This is a genomic window from Herbidospora sakaeratensis, assembly GCF_001570525.1.
Lineage (GTDB): Bacteria > Actinomycetota > Actinomycetes > Streptosporangiales > Streptosporangiaceae > Herbidospora > Herbidospora sakaeratensis.
Genome location: NZ_BBXC01000010.1, coordinates 193,246 through 210,921, shown reverse-complemented (window position 1 = coordinate 210,921; position 17,676 = coordinate 193,246). Strand labels below are relative to the sequence as shown.

Annotated in this window: 14 protein-coding genes; 7 read left to right on the top strand and 7 right to left on the bottom strand. The window is 67.7% G+C overall.

Annotated elements, in window-relative coordinates:
- Positions 1-24: 24 nt before the first annotated feature.
- Positions 25-3,561 carry a methionine synthase gene (gene metH, locus AW271_RS14170; RefSeq protein ID WP_062336831.1) on the bottom strand — a complete coding sequence of 1,179 codons (3,537 nt, stop codon included), beginning with the start codon at positions 3,559-3,561 and terminating at the stop codon, positions 25-27.
- A 252-nt stretch (positions 3,562-3,813) separates the two neighbouring features.
- On the opposite strand from metH, the gene AW271_RS14165 reads away from it, so the two are divergent.
- Together AW271_RS14165 and AW271_RS14160 are read left to right on the top strand one after the other, a co-directional pair.
- Positions 3,814-4,980, top strand: coding sequence for an endo-1,4-beta-xylanase (locus AW271_RS14165; protein ID WP_062336830.1), 1,167 nt, complete (start codon positions 3,814-3,816; stop codon positions 4,978-4,980).
- A 64-nt stretch (positions 4,981-5,044) separates the two neighbouring features.
- Positions 5,045-5,989, top strand: coding sequence for a phosphorothioated DNA-binding restriction endonuclease family protein (locus AW271_RS14160; protein ID WP_062336827.1), 945 nt, complete (start codon positions 5,045-5,047; stop codon positions 5,987-5,989).
- Here AW271_RS14160 and AW271_RS14155 read toward each other — a convergent pair.
- The gene (locus AW271_RS14155; protein WP_062336825.1) at positions 5,909-6,817 is read right to left on the bottom strand and encodes a LysR substrate-binding domain-containing protein; all 909 of its coding nucleotides are present in this window, start codon (positions 6,815-6,817) and stop codon (positions 5,909-5,911) included. The genes AW271_RS14160 and AW271_RS14155 overlap by 81 nt on opposite strands.
- Before the next feature lie 71 nt (positions 6,818-6,888).
- Between AW271_RS14155 and AW271_RS41465 the strand changes: the two genes are divergently transcribed.
- Together AW271_RS41465 and AW271_RS43110 are read left to right on the top strand one after the other, a co-directional pair.
- Positions 6,889-7,551 carry an SDR family NAD(P)-dependent oxidoreductase gene (locus AW271_RS41465; protein WP_062336823.1) on the top strand — a complete coding sequence of 221 codons (663 nt, stop codon included), beginning with the start codon at positions 6,889-6,891 and terminating at the stop codon, positions 7,549-7,551.
- Positions 7,526-7,606, top strand: coding sequence for a hypothetical protein (locus AW271_RS43110; RefSeq protein WP_369408405.1), 81 nt, complete (start codon positions 7,526-7,528; stop codon positions 7,604-7,606). Before AW271_RS41465 ends, AW271_RS43110 begins: the two co-directional genes overlap by 26 nt.
- A gap of 18 nt (positions 7,607-7,624) precedes the next feature.
- Here the strand turns inward: AW271_RS43110 and AW271_RS14145 are convergent, their stop codons facing one another.
- Entirely contained in the window at positions 7,625-8,860 is a 1,236-nt protein-coding gene (locus AW271_RS14145) for a hypothetical protein (RefSeq protein ID WP_218008047.1), read from the bottom strand.
- A 174-nt stretch (positions 8,861-9,034) separates the two neighbouring features.
- On the opposite strand from AW271_RS14145, the gene AW271_RS14140 reads away from it, so the two are divergent.
- The 3 genes from AW271_RS14140 (at position 9,035) to AW271_RS14130 (ending at position 10,476) form a co-directional block, all read left to right on the top strand.
- Complete coding sequence (locus AW271_RS14140; protein WP_062336820.1) at positions 9,035-9,523, top strand: hypothetical protein; 489 nt, start codon at positions 9,035-9,037, stop codon at positions 9,521-9,523.
- 222 nt (positions 9,524-9,745) lie between these two features.
- Complete coding sequence (locus AW271_RS14135) at positions 9,746-10,201, top strand: hypothetical protein (protein ID WP_062336818.1); 456 nt, start codon at positions 9,746-9,748, stop codon at positions 10,199-10,201.
- 47 nt (positions 10,202-10,248) lie between these two features.
- On the top strand, positions 10,249-10,476 hold the full coding sequence (locus tag AW271_RS14130; protein WP_157554125.1) for a hypothetical protein: 228 nt from the start codon (positions 10,249-10,251) through the stop codon (positions 10,474-10,476).
- A gap of 217 nt (positions 10,477-10,693) precedes the next feature.
- On the opposite strand, the gene AW271_RS14125 is transcribed toward AW271_RS14130, so the two are convergent.
- The 4 genes from AW271_RS14125 to AW271_RS14110 all read right to left on the bottom strand — a co-directional run bounded on the left by AW271_RS14125 (position 10,694) and on the right by AW271_RS14110 (position 17,606).
- Positions 10,694-11,845, bottom strand: a complete 1,152-nt coding sequence (locus AW271_RS14125) for a cellulose-binding domain-containing protein (RefSeq protein WP_218008046.1) — start codon at positions 11,843-11,845, stop codon at positions 10,694-10,696.
- 97 nt (positions 11,846-11,942) lie between these two features.
- Positions 11,943-15,179 carry a discoidin domain-containing protein gene (locus AW271_RS14120; protein ID WP_245653052.1) on the bottom strand — a complete coding sequence of 1,079 codons (3,237 nt, stop codon included), beginning with the start codon at positions 15,177-15,179 and terminating at the stop codon, positions 11,943-11,945.
- Positions 15,176-16,546 carry a glycoside hydrolase family 43 protein gene (locus AW271_RS14115; protein WP_062336809.1) on the bottom strand — a complete coding sequence of 457 codons (1,371 nt, stop codon included), beginning with the start codon at positions 16,544-16,546 and terminating at the stop codon, positions 15,176-15,178. The genes AW271_RS14120 and AW271_RS14115 overlap by 4 nt, the downstream gene beginning before the upstream one ends.
- 70 nt (positions 16,547-16,616) lie before the next feature.
- Complete coding sequence (locus AW271_RS14110) at positions 16,617-17,606, bottom strand: LacI family DNA-binding transcriptional regulator (RefSeq protein ID WP_062336807.1); 990 nt, start codon at positions 17,604-17,606, stop codon at positions 16,617-16,619.
- Positions 17,607-17,676: the final 70 nt, after the last annotated feature.

The following is a 17,676-nucleotide window of genomic DNA, read 5'->3' as shown; positions in this document are numbered from 1 at the left end:
GCGGGCGCTGGCGTTCGGGGCTCTTTACGGCTCGTAGGCGAGGTTGGGGCGCAGCCAGCGCTCCACCTCGTCGACCGGCATGCCCCGCCGGGCCGCGTAGTCGTGGATCTGGTCCTTGTCGAGGCGGCCGACCGTGAAGTAGCGCGAGTCGGGGTGCTGCAGGATCAGGCCGCTGACCGCCGCCGCCGGGGTCATCGCGTACGACTCCGTCAGGCCGATGCCGACCTCTTCGGCGCCGAGCAGCTCGAACAGGTCGCGCTTCTCGCTGTGGTCGGGCGTGGCCGGGTAGCCGAGCGCCGGGCGGATGCCGCGGAACTTCTCGGCGTGCAGGTCTTCGAGCACGGGCTCGGCGCCGGGCTCGAACCACTCGCGGCGGGCCTTCAGGTGGATCCACTCGGCGAACGCCTCGGCCAGGCGGTCGGCCAGCGCCTTCACCATGATCGACTTGTAGTCGTCGTTGTCGGCCTCGTAGCGGGCCGAGAGCACCTCGGCGCCCTGGATGGCCACGGCGAAACCGCCCATGTGGTCGCCCTCGGGCGCCACCCAGTCGGCCAGGCAGCGGTTGGGACGGCCTTCGGGCTTCTGCGTCTGCTGCCGCAACATCGGGAACCGGCGGTCGCCGACGACGATGTCGTCGCCCTCGGAGTGGGCCGGCCAGAAGCCGTAGACCCCTTCGGCCCGGAACGAGCCGTCGGCGATGATCTGGTCGAGCATCGCGAACGCGTCGTCGTAGAGCTCGCGCGCCTCGGGCCGCTCCAGGATCGCGGGGTACTTGCCCTTGAGGCCCCAGGCCAGCCCGAGGAACTGCCAGTCGACGAACTCGCGCAACTCGGCGATCGAGGGGCTCACCTTGCGCACCCCGGTGAACTCGGGGGTCGGCAGGTCGTCGTAGGAGACGGCGGTGCGGTTGGCCCGGATCTTGCTCAGCGAGAGCAGCGGCTGCCGGATGCGGGTCTCGTGCTGCTCACGCAGCCGCTCCTGGTCGGCCTTCGACCTGATCGCCAGCTCCTTGGCCCGCGCCGGGTCGAGCAGGTCGGAGACCACGCCGACCACGCGCGAGGCGTCGAGCACGTGGAGGGTGAGGTGGTTGTAGGCGGGCGCGATGCGCACCGCGGTGTGCTGCTTGGACGTCGTCGCGCCGCCGATCAGCAGCGGGGTCGACATGCCGCGCTGGGTCATCTCGCCGGCCACCGACACCATCTCGTCGAGCGACGGCGTGATCAGGCCGGACAGGCCGATCACGTCGGCGCCCTCGGACTCGGCGACTTGGAGGATCTTGGCCGCCGGGACCATCACACCCAGGTCGATGACCTTGTAGTTGTTGCAGCCCAGCACGACCCCGACGATGTTCTTGCCGATGTCGTGGACGTCGCCCTTCACCGTCGCCAGCACCACCGTGCCCTGGCCGGAGTCGGACTTCTCGTCCTCCATGAACGGTTCGAGGTAGGCGACCGAGCGCTTCATCACCCGGGCGCTCTTCACGACCTGCGGCAGAAACATCTTGCCGCTGCCGAACAGGTCGCCGACGATCTTCATGCCGTCCATCAGCGGGCCCTCGATGACGTCGAGCGGCCGGGCCGACTGCTGCCGCGCCTCCTCGGTGTCCTCGATGATGAAGTCGACGATCCCGTGGACGAGCGCGTGCGCCAGCCGGTCCTTGACGGGCGCCTCGCGCCACGACAGGTCGACGACCCGGGCGGTGCCGGCGCCCTTGACCGTCTCGGCGTAGGAGACGAGCCGGTCGGTGGCGTCCTCACGTCGGTCGAAGATCACGTCTTCGACGAGTTCCAGCAGCTCGGCGGGGATGTCCTGGTAGACGGCGAGCTGCCCGGCGTTCACGATGCCCATGTCGAGCCCCGCCTTGACGGCGTGGAACAGGAACGCCGAGTGCATCGCCTCGCGGACCACGTCGTTGCCCCGGAACGAGAACGACAGGTTGGAGATACCGCCGCTGATCCGGACCCCGGGACAGCGGTCCTTGATCAGCGGGAGGGCGTCGATGAAGTTCTTCGCGTACGCGTTGTGCTCGCTGATGCCGGTCGCCACGGCCAGCACGTTGGGGTCGAAGATGATGTCCTCGGCCGCGAACCCGGCCCGCTGGGTGAGCAGGTCGTAGGCGCGGGCGCAGATCTCGACCTTGCGCTCGGTCGTGTCGGCCTGGCCCTGCTCGTCGAAGGCCATCACGACGACGCCGGCGCCGTAGTTCTTGATCTGCCGGGCGTGGTCGAGGAAGACCTCCTCGCCCTCCTTGAGGCTGATCGAGTTGACCACGCCCTTGCCCTGGACGCACTTGAGGCCGGCTTCGAGGACCGTCCACTTCGAGCTGTCGACCATGATCGGGACCCGGGCCACCTCGGGCTCGGTCGCGATCAGGTTGAGGAAGGTGGTCATGGCCTGCTCGCTGTCGAGCAGGTCGGCGTCCATGTTGACGTCGAGCAGGTTGGCGCCGCCGCGCACCTGCTCCAGCGCGACGTCGACGGCCGCCTGGTGGTCGTTGCCCTCGATGAGCCGCCGGAACTTGGCCGAGCCGGTCACGTTGGTGCGCTCGCCGATCATGACGAAGCCGGTGTCGGGCCCGATCGCGAACGGTTCGAGGCCGGAGAACCGGGTGGCCTTGGCGGGCGCGGGCACCTCACGCGGCGCGAGGCCCTTCACGGCCTCGGCGATCTTGGCGATGTGGGCCGGGGTGGTGCCGCAGCACCCGCCGGCGATGTTGACCATGCCCTGCCGGGCGAAGTCGCCGAGCAGCGCGCCGGTCTCTTCAGGCGTCTGGTCGTAGCCGCCGAACGCGTTGGGCAGGCCGGCGTTGGGGTGGCTGGCGACGTACACGCCCGCGATCTTCGAGAGCTCGGCCACGTGGGGCCGCATCTCGGTCGCCCCCAGAGAGCAGTTGACCCCGACGACCAGCGGCTCGGCGACCTCGATCGACCGCCAGAACGCCTCGACGGTCTGCCCCGACAGGGTGCGCCCGCTCAGGTCGACGATGGTGACCGAGATCCACAGCGGCAGCTGGGGCGCGACCTCGCGGGCCGCGGCGATGGCCGCCTTGCAGTTGAGGGTGTCGAAGATCGTCTCGATCAGCAGCAGGTCGACCCCGCCCTCGGCGAGCGCCGCGATCTGCTCAACGTAGGCGGCCTTGACCTGGTCGAACGTGACCGCCCGGTAGGCCGGGTCTTCGACCTTCGGCGAGAGCGAGAGCGTGACGTTGAGCGGGCCCACCGAGCCCGCGACGAACCGCCCGCCGAACTCGTCGGCCGCCTGCCGCGCCAGCCGCGCGCCCTGGAGGTTCTGCTCCCACACGAACTGTTCGGCGCCGTAGTCGGCCTGCCCGAAGCTCGTGGCGGTGAAGGTGTTGGTCGTGGTGATGTCGGCACCGGCGGCGAGATACTGCCGGTGGACGTCGAGGATCACGTCGGGCCGGGTGATGTTGAGCATGTCGGGGTCACCCGCGTAGCGCTCGTCGCCGTAGTCGGCAGGGGTGAGCCCGGCACCCTGGAGCATGGTTCCCCAGGCGCCGTCGAGCACCGCGACCCGGTCGGCGAGCAGCTGACGAAGATCCACTGAGCCTCCTCCGAACGATGGAAGAGGCGACCTTGTCGGGGTGGTTCCAGCCGAGCGTGGCGGGCGTTGACCAGCCCGTTGCAGCGCCTCTCGACCTGCCGACTAGTTTAACAAACGCCTCGCGTGTCAAGACAATCGAAACTTTTCGGCTTCCCAAACTGGGTCTTTCTCACTTTGCCCGAGACGGTTAGCATCCGATTTCGGAACATCTCCGAAACATTTTGGAGCCTGACCCCCAAAGGAGAGAGTTCGATGAGACGACTGGTGGTCATCGCGGCCACGGCGCTCGGACTCGTGGCTGTCCTCAGCCAGGGACCCGTGTCGGCTAACGGGCGGCCCCCGGCCGTACAGGACCAGAGCCTGAAAGCCCTGGCCGCCCGGCACAACCTCGCGATCGGCACGGCGATCAGCAACGACGCCCTCGCGGAGCCGCAGTACAAGGCCATCGCCACCCGGGAGTTCAACAGCGTCACCCACGAGAACGCCATGAAGTGGGAGAGCCTCGAACCCACGCGCGGCACCTACAACTGGGGCCCCGCCGACGCGTTGATGGACTTCGCGAAGAAGAACAACCAGAAGGTCCGCGGGCACGTGCTCGTGTGGCACAACCAGCTGCCGGCGTGGCTGACCGAAGGCGTGGCCAACGGCACGATCTCCAAGACCGAACTGCGCGACCTGCTGAAGAAGCACATCACGACCGTGGTGAAGCGCTACAAGGGCAAGATCTGGCAGTGGGACGTCGTCAACGAGGCCGCCAGCGACCCGTGGGACACCCCCTCGGAGATCCACCTGAAGGGCTTCTGGGCCCAGAACCTCGGCCCGACCTACATCGCCGACGCCTTCCGCTGGGCCCGCGCCGCCGACCCCCACGCGTTGCTGTTCTACAACGACTACAACATGGAGGCCTTCGGCGACCGCGGCCCCTCCGACAAGGTCTGGTTCATCTACAACCTGATCAAGAACCTGCGCGCCCAGGGCGTGCCGATCGACGGCTTCGGATCACAGGGGCACCTGGGCACCCAGTACGGGAACTTCGACACCTTCCAGGTGAAGGAGGTCCTGGACGCGTTCTCCGACCTGGGCATGGTCTCGGCGCTGACCGAGGTCGACGTGCGGAGCCAGATGACGGCCGGGGTGCAGGCCGGGGATTCGAACGAGATCAACCCGCGTCTGCAGGCGTCGGCGTCGAACTTCAGCGTGCTGATGCAGGCGTGTCTGCTGAACCGGAACTGTCTGTCGTACACGGTGTGGGGCTTCACGGACAAGCACTCGTGGGTGCCGACGTGGTTCACCAACCCGCCGGAGGGACTGGCGACGCTGTACGACGAGAACTACCAGCCGAAGCGGGCTTACAACTCGATCAAGGCTGATCTGGTGTTCGCGGGGCCGCCGCACGTCCAGCCCAGACCTCGTCGTTAGTCCGCGAAGGGGCCGTGTCGCACAAGAGGTGTGACACGGCCCCGGTCGTGAACGATCACCAGAAGTGGAACTTGAGGAAGATCCGGTCAGCCCCATCGAGGCGGTCCTGGCGTCGGTGATCAAGCTGAACGTCCAGCCTTCGCGGGACGGCTCCCGTAAACGCCACCAACCGCTGACCCTGCTGTGGGCCATCGGCAGAGCCGTGCGGGGCGAAGAGCGAATGGCGGAATGGCCTGAGCTCAAGAAAGCGGTCGCCGGCCTGATCAGGAAGTTCGGCAAGGCGGGCGACGCCGCGACCCCGCAGTATCCCTTTGTCGCCTTGCACAACACCCGGCTCTGGGAGCTGTCCGAACCGCCGCCCCGCGACCACCACTTGACGTGGTTGAACTCCGCGGACCCGCCCATCAGGGGTGGGTTCACCCGCCCCCTCCATGATCTTTTCACCCGGTCGCGAGCCGCCGCCGACCTCGTCGTCGACCAGTTGCTGCACGACTACTTCGACGACGCCGACGAAGCCGCGCTGCTTGGAGCGGTCGGTCTGGCCGACGTGGCGGCGGCCCGGCGCGACTTCACCGGCTCGCTGACCTACAACGCCATGGTCGCCAGGCGCGGCGAGCAGGCGATGCTCCGGCGGCTGCTGATCAACGGTGGAGCCCGGTGCGCCCTGTGCGGCGCGGAACTGCCGGAGACGTTCCTCGTGGCCGCACACATCAAGAGGCGCACCGACTGTGAGGAGCGGGAACGGCGCGATCTCGACAACGTCGCCATGCTGGCCTGCACACTTGGCTGCGACAGCCTCTACGAGCACGGCTACATCAAGGTCTCGGACGGCGGCCTGGTCGAGCTCAGTCCGGAGCTCGTCGGCCACCCCCGCCTGCACGAGCACGCGAGCCGCCTGGCCGGACGCGCCGTGGCGGCGTGGAGTGACTCAAGCAGGCACTACTTCGCCTGGCATGCCACGAACGTCTTCCGTACGCAGGCTCGCGACGAACCTCGCCAGGACCGGTGACGGATCGGAGGCGTGCCACAGGGCCGCGGCGGTGATCGTGGCCGTCGGGCCCTTCAGCGGGACGAAGGCGACGCCCTCCCGCCGCAGCCCCTCCGTGGAGGCGGGGACCAGGGCGACGCCCAGCCCGGCCGCGACGCTCATGAGCTGGGTGGAGACCTGGCAGACGCGATGGGTGACCTGGGGACGGAAGCCGGCGGTCGTGCACATGTCGTGCACCGTCTCGGCCCACTCGGCGCAGTCGGCGAGGTCGAGGAAGACGAACGGGTCGCCGGCCAGGTCGGCGATCTCGATGACCGGACTCGACGCCAGGCGGTGCTTTACCGGTAGGGCGGCGATGAACGGTTCGACCGAGAGGATCACGCCCTCCGGGCAGACGATGTCGCCGATGCGGGAGATGAAGGCGACGTCCACGTCGGGCGGGCGGCCGGTGGTGCCCAGCGGGAGTTCGAGCAGGTCGATCTCCACACCGGGGTGGCGGTCGCGGAAGTGGGCGAGCATGGCGAGGAAGGGGCCCGACGAGGTCGTCGGCATGTACGCCACCCTCAACCGCCCCAGTTCCCCGCGTTTGGCCCGGTCTGCCACCGACTGGGCGACCTTGGCCTGATCGAGGGTGCGGCGGGCTTCGACCAGGAAGAGCTCACCGACGTGGGTCAGGCGGGTGCGGCGTTTCTCCCTGATGAGGAGTTCGACGCCCAGCACCGACTCCAGCTTCTGGATCTGCTGCGACAGGGCCGGCTGGGCGATGTGGAGACGTTCGGCGGCGCGGGCGAAGTGCAACTCCTCGGCCAGAACGACGAAGCCCTCCAGGTGGCGCAGCTCGAAGTTCATGCATTCAGCTTATCCACGCATTGAGAATCGGTCTTTGATCTTATGTACGCCGGGCTCCTAGCGTCGGAGCCATGAGACTTTCAGGGAAGATCACGCTCGTCACCGGCGGCACCTCGGGGATCGGCGAGGGCATCGCACGGCGTTTCGGCGCCGAAGGGGCGACCGTGGTGCTCACCGGCCGCCGGGCCGACCTCGGGCAGCGAATCGCCGACGAGATCGGGGCCGCGACGTTCGTGCCGGGTGACCTGACCTCGGCCGAGACCCGCGCCGCCCTCGTCGCCGCCGTCGAGGCACAGGGCGGGCTGGACGTGCTGGTCAACAACGCCGCCGCGTTCGGGGACGCGGTGACCGACCAGGTGACCGACGACGACTTCGACCGGATCGTGGGGCTCAACTTCCGGGCGGCGTTCCTGGTGACGCGGGACGTGCTGCCGTACCTGATCAGGAAGCCCGGCGGGCGGATCGTGAACATCTCCAGCTCGGGTGTGCGCAGGGCCTGGCCGGGGGCCTCGGTCTACAACGCCAGCAAGGCGGCGCTGGAGAACCTGACGCAGACGTGGGCGCACGAATACGGGCCTTTCGGGCTCACCGCGAACGCGGTGACGCTGCCGGTCGTCGACGCGCCGATGTCGCTGCCCCGCGCGGCCTTACGTCGACCTGGAGGCCATCCCGTCGAGGCGGATCGGGACCGTCACCGATGTCGCCGACATGGCCGTCTTTCTCGCGGGCGATGAATCGGGTTATCTCAACGGGGCTCGCATTCCGCTGGACGGCGGGCAGACCGCATAGCGCGGGCCACGGCTCCTGTCACGCGGCGGTCGCGGGGAACACCACCAGCGATCCGTCGCCGCTTCGTTCGATATCGATCGCGACGTCGGCTTGGGCGTCTCTCCTGTTGAGGCCGTCGCCCAGGGCGCGCAGGCGATATACGGCCTTGAGCAGGTCGTCGACGTCGCCCGGCGTGAACATGACGCCCAGGAAACCGCTGGAGCGTTTGAGTTCGAGAGTCGACAGCCGGAGTAAGACGTCGTCGAGGCCGGATTCCAGTTCTCCGACGCGACGTTCGTCGTCGTGCAGGGTCGCGATGAATCTCTTGAACGGATTGTCGGCCGCCATCAGTTGAGCGTGTTCGACGGCCTGGAGCACGAGCACCCGGCGTTTGAGGGCAATGGCGAGTCGTGCGAGCTCCAAGTGGGCGCGGAATGCGCCGCCTTCCTCGTTGACGCCGGGGAACGATTTCGTCAACACGCTGATTTCGACCGGGCCCTCGGGCAAATCGGCCAGCGCGTCCTGCCATTTCGTGAGGCGGCGCTTGGCTCGTTCGATCGCCGTGCTGATCGCGTACGACGAGGAGTCGAGCCCCAATGACAGGCCGATTCTGCCCTGGTCGAGAAGGATCGAGGTCGCCTTGTCGATCGCGTCGCGGCAACCGTCGAGCTCACTGCGCTCGGTCTCGACGTTGTCCTCGCCCAACTGCTCCAGCAGATCGGTGATCCGCTCGATCGCCTTCTGGCGTTGGCGGTCGGCGTGGGCGCTGATGCCGACCGCGACGGCCATCAGCACAAGGGGCGCGGCCACCGTGAACGCCCCCACGCCGGCCACACCGGCCACACCGGCCACACCGGCCGTGGTCTTGCCGGTGACGGGCACGAACCTGGCGTTGGCTGCTATCGTGCCCGTGGAGTCGACCAGCGGACCGCGGATGCCTCCCGCCTTCGCGGCCATGGGCCGGATGAGTCCTTTCCCGAGTTGCGCGGCGACCCTGGCCGGCACGACCATCCGGTAGAGCACGTCACCGGAGCCCACGAGGCCCGGCGTCGATGGCGCCGATTTCGCCGTCTGAGCCACGAGGTGCGACAACTGCTGGGCGAGCGGGCTGGCCGCGTGCAATACGATTCCGCCGCTGCGGTCACGCTGGGCCGGCATCGGATGCGCTTCCAGAGTGGCGATGGGGGAATCGGCGAGTGTCGCCAGAACCGTTCTCAGTTCTGCCAGCCGGGCCGGCGTCATGCCCTGCTCGCCGGGCACGTTCAGAACGCTCACGGTTTCGGTCGCGAGTGTCCATACGGGCACGGGCGTTCTCTCATCAGCGGCCACCGCGGTCCCCTCCCATATGAAACTCCGCCATGGGCGAATAGCGCTCCGACGCTACTATGCGAGACCTCGCCCGGAGAAGAACCGGGTCGTTTCCCAAATGGAAACCCTCGGAGGTCGTCGATGAGGGTGCCGAATATCCGGCACGGCCGGAAGTTCGCCGTCCTCCTCTGCACGTCTTTCCTTCTGGCGGCCTGCTTCGAAGCGGTCGCTCCCGTCGTACGCCGGGTCGATCCTTACGCCGTCGAGGACATCCGTGAAATCGGGAAGGTGGTAGGGGAAACCACCGATTGGGCCCTGTGGGACAGCACCACCGAGATCTCGAACGTCCTGGTCATCGACGTCGGACGACCCGGCCCCAAGGGAGCGGTGGGCACGGCGAGAAGACTGCTTCAGGAACGCGGTTGGACTCACGTCATCGACCGCCACCCCACCATCGAGTCGATGACATCTACGAGGTGGCCGGACATCGGACTCTCCATCGAAGGCATCGAGTATCACGCCTCGCATCCCGGCCTGAATCCAGACGCGGAGAAGTTGCTGAAAGACGCCATCGCACAGACCGGGTCGACCGGCGTCGTCCTCTTGGAGGCTCAGCGCATCGATCTGTGAACCGGCGTGGGTGCCACCCGATCGTGCGGCCACACCCGCCGATTGACCAACTCGCGAACGCCCTGACCTCAAGCAGCCCCATCGACGCCGTTCCCGTGCTGGTCAGCGCCACTCACAGTCGTGAACGAAACCGAGTTGAACTCGTTCTTCGCCAGCCCGTAGGCGCCCGGCAGGTCGACGTTGGACGACCCGTTCCAGTAATGGAGCTTCCATGCCGACGGCATGTCCGCCCGGCCGAGCGTCCGCGCGGACGGCCACGTTCTCCACCGTGGGTTCACCGCCGTCCACGTCGACCCGTTCAGGTATTGGATCGTTTACGCCGAAGTCCAGCTTCGCTTCGAGAAAGACAAGATCTACGACTGGTTCCCCTACGTCGCCAATCTCTGGGCCCGCCGCCGCTGCCCGACCACACTCGTGGTCTACGCCCCCGACCGCAAGACCGCCCGCCGCTACACCGCGCCCATCCAGATCGGCCACCCCGGTCTTGCCCTGACCCCGCTGGTGATCGGCCCCGACGCCGTACCCGTCATCACCGATCCCCAGGTCGCCCGCGAGTCGCCCGAACTGGCGGTCCTGTCGGGGGCGGTTCACGGAGATCACAACCGTGACGTGCTCGAAGCCGTCGTCCACGCGCTGAACGCCATCGAGCCGTCCAAGACCGTCGTGTACGTTGAGTAGTGGCCAAGCGTCTGTCTGAGGCCGCGAAGAGGGAGCTGGAGACTCTCATGACGATGATCGAGCCCGAACGCCACAGCATCGTCGCGGTGACGAACTACGCCGCCGGCCAGGCCGAAACCTTCCGCAAGATGCTCCTGTTCACCGTCGAGCACCGTGGTTTCGCTCTCACCGCCGAGATGCGCGCGCAGATCGCCGAATGCGCCGACCCCGAAAAACTCGAGGTGTGGGCCCAACGGGCGATTTCGGCAGAGCGGCTGGAGGACATCTTCCGCTAGGCCACGATCGACGGAATCGAAGTCCGCGAAAGGGCCGTTCCGAGAGAAAACCCGCACCAACGATTGGGTGGAGAAAGCCCTTCGGAGTCCTCCGATCGAAACTCGGACGGCCCCGCAGATCCGCCGCATTGGCGTAAGCCAGGACACCATGAAGGCGCAGGATCCGCCGAGGCGGCGGGTGGAGGTGCGCCCTGCCGAAGGACGCACCTCCCGCTGATCAGAGCCCGTACCTATTCTTCACGTGGCGCCAGAAGTCACGCAGCATCCACGCGTCGAACTCCGTGATCTGTGATGCGCTGCCGGCCTTCATCAGGAAGCCGCCCACCCCCGTCGGAGTCCAGTCGTAGAAGTCGTCCAGGCCGAACGTGTGCCCTATCTCGTGCAGCAGGATGTGCATGTTCGAGGCGTTGATGTTGTTCATGAAGTACTCGGACCCCATGCGCTGGCCCCAGTCTCCGCCCGCGCCGCCGCCCATGCCGGCCGTCAGCCACAGTGACATGTCGTAGTGCCGCGCCACGCCGCCCGGGCAGTTCGGGTAGGTCCCGCCCTGGTTGAAGAACCGGCCGCACGGCGGGGCGCACTGCGGCGCGTTCTCGCGGATGTCGCCCACGTAGACGTCGACGGAGTTGTCGGTCCACTGGAGTTGCGCCCGGTCCCGGACGGCCCAGCCGACGACCCGCACCGGCACGTCGGTGTAGGGCCAGGCGTTGTGCCCGGCCATGACGTCCATCCACTTCTTGAACTGCCGCTGCAACGCGGCGTGGATGGCGTCGCGCTGGGCGGCGGTGACCGAGGCCGGGGAGTCCCAGCGCACGCAGTAGTTCACGTAGCCCCGGTTGGCCATGACCTGGTCCCAGCCGTAGTTGCGGAACCCGTAGAGGTTCCCGTAGGTGCTCTCGACGTGCGACCAGACCTGGTTGAGCGGATTGACCAGGTTCGCCGGCGGGTTCCACCCCGTAGAAGAGGTCGGAGTGGGGGTCGGCGACGGGGTGCCTGGGCCGCCGCAGGTCACGCCGTTGATGGAATACGACGTCGGCGCGTTGTTGGCCCCGCTGTACGTCCCGTTGAACCCCACCGTGACACTCGCGCCCGTGGACAGGACGGGCGCGTATGCCGGTGCGGTCACGGTCACGTTCTGGCCCGACTGGGTCCACGTCCCGTTCCAGCCCTGACCGACCTGCTGGTTGCCCGGCCACGTGAACCGCAGGGTCCACGGGTTGAGCGGGTCGCCGAGGTTGTTGATCGTCACGTTGGCCCCGAAGGCGCCGCCGTTGTCCCACGTCTTCGTGTAGGTCACGGAGCAGGCGACGGCCGCCTGCGCGGGCTGGGCGACGATCACGCCCAGGGCGGCCATGACCGAGAAGGCCACGGCCAAGATTGATGTTCGCATTGTGGGAGCGCTCCCATCTTGAGGGATAGGTGAGAGCGGGTGCCGTCCAGGAGAGTGACGGCACCCGCCGATGGACCTAGCTCGCGAACGCCCGCACTTCAAGAAGCCCGAGCGACGCCGTGCCCGTGCTGGTCAGCACCACTCTCAGGCGGGTGCTGCTCACGGGCGTGAAGGAGACGGAGTTGAACTGGTTCTTCGCCAGGCCGTAGGAGCCCGGCAGGTCAACGTAGGACGACCCGTTCCAGTACTGGAGCTTCCACGCCGACGGCATGTCGATGCCCTGCTCGTCGTCGAAGAAGTACACCTCCGCGCGGCCGAGCGTCTGCGCCGACGGCCACGTCAGCTCCGCCCACTGCTGCCCGGTCTCCGGCCACGTGCCCCACCGTGGGTTCACCGTGTCGTTCGACGATGGCGGCTGGATGCCGTCGTTCAGCGCCGCCACCGACTCCCACGACGAGGTGTAGGAAGCCGACGGTGTCGCCGACAACGCCAGGTTCGTGACGGGCGGCGGGGTGCCGCCGCGGTTGTAGGCCGCGATCTCCGTCAGCCCGGTCTTGGCGCTGCCCGCGTTGGTGACCTGCACGCGGATCCGGGCCGCCGTCACCGACGGGAAGGTGACCACGTTGTAGTTGGCCCGGGGCGTCGCGGGCGTCTTCGTCTGCGACGGCACCGCCGTCCACGTCGATCCGTTCAGGTACTGGATCGTGTAGGCGGAAGGCGCCCGATAGGTCGCCGAGGCGGGCCGGGAGTCCTTGAACCACAACCGCACCTCGTTGACCGGCTGCGACGACCCCAGGTTCAGTTCGTACCAGTCGCTCGTCGCCCCGGTTCCGCCCCAGAACGGCTCGTTGACCGGCAGGCCGTCGACCGCGCCGGCCGTGCCGGCGCCCGACGCCGTCGTCGAGGCGCTACCGGAGGCGGGGATGAGCCCCGACGCCACGTTGATGCCGGCCTTGGCCAGCACGTCGGTCATGCGTCCGCTCGTGAACGACACCTGCGACGGCGTCTGCAGGCCCGAGTAGGACTGGTTGTAGGCGACGGTTCCCGACGTCGTCACGGCTCCCGTCGCCGGGTCCCAGGTGAAGGGCACCAGCGAGTTCACGGTGGCTACGCGGGTGCCGTTGATGAAGATCGAGTAGCCCTGGGGCACGCCCGGGTAGCGGGTCACCCCGTCGGCCGGGTCGTCCCAGGTGATGGTCAGGTCGGCGTTGCGGTAGCGCAGGTTGTTGACGGTGAAGTGGGTCCAGCCGATGTTGATCGGCGAGAGTTCCACCTTCGCGTCGTTGCGGGGGCGCAGGCCGGCGACGTCCTCGATCACCGTCCAGTTGCTGCTGCCGAGGATGTTGTGGTGGATCCACGAGCGGTACTGGACCGTGGAGCCGTTCCAGTCGGCCCAGAACTCGTTGGCGTCGGGCCAGGCGGTGTTGCCGCCGACGTACTGGGCCCAGGTGTTCCAGTACAGGAGCTTCTTGTAGTCGTTGGCCGTCATCCACGAGTTCGGGTAGTTGCGCAGAACCGAGGAGTAGAGGCGGAACTGCACGGTCGAGTTGATCGTGGAGAAGTTGTTCGACCCGGGTTCGCCCTGGGCGGCCGCGGCGGCCTTGTCGACCTGGTTGGCGGTGTAGAAGGGGAAGATCGGGTACTGCGCGGGGTCGTCGTAGAGGCGCAGCGCCTGGCGGTAGGTCGCGGTGTTGGGGATCGCGCCGACGGAGAACGGGTAGTAGTTGTTGATCTCCTTCCACGGCACGTACTCGTTCGTCGACTTCAGCCGGTGCTCGAACAGCTGGCGCGACGGGTTCCACAGGACGTTCACGATGGCGTTCTGGATGTCGGTCGCCAGCGTGCGCATCTCGGTGGCCTTGGCGGTGTTGCCGACGGCCTCGTACGCCTGGGCCGAGGCCAGTGCGCCGCTGTACTGGTAGGCCGATTCGGCGCGGTCCATCCGGCCCGGCTTCCAGTGGAACGACACCGCGTCGGCGTCGTTGCCGGTGAGGGCGCCCCAGTCGTACTCGATGAGCTTGTTGTTGTCGGTGTCGTAGTAGCTGAGCTGGCCCTTCACGTCGCGTTCGGCGTAGCGGGCCAGCGCGCCCGCGATGGCGGGCTGGCCGCCGTGGATCTGGTAGGCCCGCCAGGCCGCTTCGGAGATGTACTGGGTGTAGCTGTTCGACCAGTTCTCCGGGTCGCCGGGGTTGTCCATGAACCGGCCGTTCCTGGACGTCTGCCCGGTCGACAACCAGTTGCCGTAGGCGTACAGCGGGGTGCGCAGGTATTTCAGGTCGTCGATGTGCATCGGCTGGGTGAGCGCGATGGCGTTGTTGTAGCCGAGCACGCCCTCCATCGACACCGGGAACTGGAACGTCTGGCCGGGGATGTCCGCGTCGAGGTTGTTGTAGCGCATCAACCACCAGCGGTAGTAGACGTTCTTCTTGATCGCGGGTTCGGCCAGGTCGATGTACGGCAGGTTCTGCGCCCACCACAGGTTGTAGGCCCGCACGTGCGTCGCGAACGCCGTGGCGTTGGTGTAGCCCCGGTAGGCGTTGTACTCGGTCAGCGAGTCGGGGATCTCGTTCGCGACGAAGCCCATCACGACCTTCGCGGTCACGGTCGCGCCCGGGGCCACGGTGACCGACCTGTTCAGGCCGCCGCTGCTGACGGTGAAGCCGTCTCCGCCGAGCCGGGGGAACAGCGTGGTCAGGTTGTTGTACGCGTTCACCTGCCCCGTCAGCTCACTGCCCGAGCCGCTGGTGGCATAGGGCGAGGTGGCCCTGAGCTGCAGCGTCGACGACGACGTGCCGTTGTTGACGATCGAGAGGTTCGCCACGGCGACGTTGTTGTTGGTGATGAACTTCTGCTGCGTCACCACGAGTGACCCGCTCGTGTGCACGCTGCGCCAGTACGACGGCGCCTGGAACCGCTGGGAGACCTGCTCGGAGAAGGTCCCCGGGGTGATCGCGACCGTGAAGGCGGACGATCCGCCGATCGCCTCCCAGTACGCCACCTGGCCGGAGAAGCCGAGCGTGCCGGGGTTGTGCGTCTTCATGTAGAGCGCCCGGCCCCGCGTCATCAGCCAGTTCCCGGCCGGGTCGCTGCCTGTTCTGCCGAGGAGGCGGTCCATCCAGAAGTCGGTGCCGGAGGATTCGGCGTCGTACATGGCCTGCATCATGTTGCCGGTCGTGTAGGCCACCGGTGCGGCCGGGATGGTCCCGCCGCCGAACGTGGGGAAGCCGATCGTCTGCGCCGCCGAGGCGGCCGGTCCTGCGACGATCAGCCCGGCTAACAGTGCCAGAGCTGCGGAAACGCGGAGGAGTCTCACACGCCCACCGTCCATTCGATCATGCCGGTCGAGAAACCGGTACGAGAGGTCATGTTGAGCCGGAGCCGGGTGGTCGAGATCTGCGGGAAGGTCATCGTGTTGAACTGGTTGGCGGCGACGCCGCACGAGCCGATGTTCACGTAGGACGTGCCGTTCCAGTACTGGAGCTGGCACGACGCCGGCAGGTCGATGCCCTGGTTGTCGTCGAACCAGTAGGCGGCGCTCTTCGAGATGTTCTGCGCGGTGGGCCAGCGGTACTCGACCCACTGCGTGCCCTGCTGGTTCCAGTTGCCGTAGACGCCGTGGGACCGGTCGGCCGAGCTCGTCGGCGTGAACCCGTCCTTGATCGCGTTCAGCGTCTCCCACGAGGAGACGTAGGAGGTGGAGGCCGTCGCCGAGGCGGCCAGGTTCGACGAGGTGCCGCCGGAGGTCTGGACGACCTTCTGCATCGTCCCGTCGGCGTTGAAGTAGAGCTTGTCGAGCGTCACCGACCTGCGGAAGTTACCTCCGCCCGGCGCGGCGGCGTTGTGGTAGACCATGTACCACTGGCCCTTGTACTCGATGATCGCCGGGTGGTTGGTCGTCGAGCTGACCATGTCGAGCACCACGCCGCGGTGTGTCCACGGGCCGAGCGGGTTCGAGGCCGTCGCATACCTGATGCACGCGTATCCCGGGGTGGCACAACCGGAGTCGTTGGCCGCGTAGGCCAGGTAGTAGACGCCGTTGCGCTTGAACATCCACGGCGCCTCCCAGAAGTTCGACACTCCGGACGGGGTGACGACCGAGCCCTGAAGAGAGGTCATGTTGCTGTTCAGGCGGGCCGCCCGCAGGCCGTAGTAGGAACCCCAGTACATGTAGACCTGGCCGTCGTCGTCGGTGAAGACGGTCGGGTCGATGTTCAGCGGCGAGGAGTTCGGGGTGGAGTCGCTGATCAGCGGGCCGCCGATCGCGTCGGTGAACGGGCCGGTGGGGCTGTTGCCGACGGCCACGCCGATGTTCATCCAGCCGGGGCCGTTGCCGTTGATGGAGACGTACCAGTAGTAGCGCCCGTCGGCGCCGCGTTCGACCTCGCTGGCCCAGGCGTCCAGACCGGCCCAGGAGAAGTTGGAGATCGCCAGGCGGGCGCCCTGGTCGGTGAAGGTGGCGGCGTCGGTGGAGGAGTAGACGTGCCAGTCGCGCATCACGAAGTTCTGGCCGGTGGAGGAGGCCTCGTCGTGGCCGGTGTAGAGGTAGAGCGTGTCGCCGACGACGAGCGCCGCGGGGTCGGCGGTGTAGATCTGGGTGGTGATGGGAGCGGCTGCCTGGACGGGGAGGGTGAGGCCGAGTAACAGCAGGAGAGGCGTCAGGACGGCTAATCGGCGTTTCACGGGGAGCGGTTCCTTTCCTTGATGTTAGCGTTAACATCTCCAGGGCACCACCCGGATGGCGGTGCGAGGATCAGGTGGAGTCGCGGATGACGAGCTGTACCGGCATGCGGTGCACGCCCGGGGTGGCACGGCCGTCGATGGCCGCGAACAGATGCTGCGCCGCCGTGCGGCCGAGCACCTCCAGGTTGGGGTCGATGGTGGTCAGCGGGGGCCGGCTCTCGGCGGCCAGCACCTCCCAGTTGTCGTAGCCGACGACGGCGATGTCCTCGGGGATGCGCCGCCCGCGTTCCCTGGCGGCCTCGACGAACCCGGCCGCGATCTGGTCGCTGCCGCAGAACACCGCGTCGACGTCGGGGTCGGCGTGCAGCACCATCGCGGCGGCCTGGCGGCCCCAGCGCTGCGACCACTGGCCCCAGAACACCGGCCCCGGTTCCAAGCCGGCGTCGTCGAGCGCGGCGGCGGCGCCTTCGGCGCGTTCCCGCGCCGCCTGGTAGGTGGCCAGGCCGGTGACGTGCGCGATCCGGCGGCGGCCGAGGGTGACCAGGTGCTTGATGGCCGTGCGGGATCCTTCGAGGTCGTCCGGTACGAAGGACACGTCGTCGGGATCGTCGGACGGACCGTAGGCGTAGACGACCGGGACGCCCAGCTCGCGGCTGATCGACGGGCGCGCGTCGGTGCTCTCGCCCACCACGATGATGCCGTCGACCCGGCGGGCCAGCAGGGTGCGGATGTAGTGCTGCTCCCGGATCGAGTCGCCGCGCGCGTCGCAGAGCAGCACGGCCATCTCGCCTGCGCCGAAGGCGTCCTCCGCGCCGAGCAGCACCGGGATGCCGAAACGGCCGACGCTGTCGCTGGTCAGCAGTCCGACGGTCTTGGTGGGACCGCCCAGCAGGCTGCGGGCGGCCGGATTGGGCTTGAACGACAGTTGCTCCGCCGCCTCCAGGACCCGCTGCCGCGTCTCGGCACGGACCTGGTCTTTGCCGTTGAGCGCCTTCGACGCAGTGGCGACCGACACCCCGGCCAGGTGGGCCACATCGCTGATCGTGGCGATACGTTGCATCGAAAGCCTTTTCCGTAGTGGTGGTATACCCGCAGAAGGTAGCTGCGCATTTGTGACAGAGCAAGGGCTT

Bases quoted from the DNA above. Each gene is read 5' to 3' on its own strand.
- AW271_RS14165 (WP_062336830.1), top strand. From the start codon at position 3,814: ATGAGACGACTGGTGGTCATCGCGGCCACGGCGCTCGGACTCGTGGCT.
- AW271_RS14155 (WP_062336825.1), bottom strand. From the start codon at position 6,817: ATGAACTTCGAGCTGCGCCACCTGGAGGGCTTCGTCGTTCTGGCCGAG.
- AW271_RS41465 (WP_062336823.1), top strand. From the start codon at position 6,889: ATGAGACTTTCAGGGAAGATCACGCTCGTCACCGGCGGCACCTCGGGG.
- AW271_RS43110 (WP_369408405.1), top strand. From the start codon at position 7,526: ATGGCCGTCTTTCTCGCGGGCGATGAATCGGGTTATCTCAACGGGGCT.
- AW271_RS14140 (WP_062336820.1), top strand. From the start codon at position 9,035: ATGAGGGTGCCGAATATCCGGCACGGCCGGAAGTTCGCCGTCCTCCTC.
- AW271_RS14135 (WP_062336818.1), top strand. From the start codon at position 9,746: ATGTCCGCCCGGCCGAGCGTCCGCGCGGACGGCCACGTTCTCCACCGT.
- AW271_RS14130 (WP_157554125.1), top strand. From the start codon at position 10,249: ATGACGATGATCGAGCCCGAACGCCACAGCATCGTCGCGGTGACGAAC.
- AW271_RS14110 (WP_062336807.1), bottom strand. From the start codon at position 17,606: ATGCAACGTATCGCCACGATCAGCGATGTGGCCCACCTGGCCGGGGTG.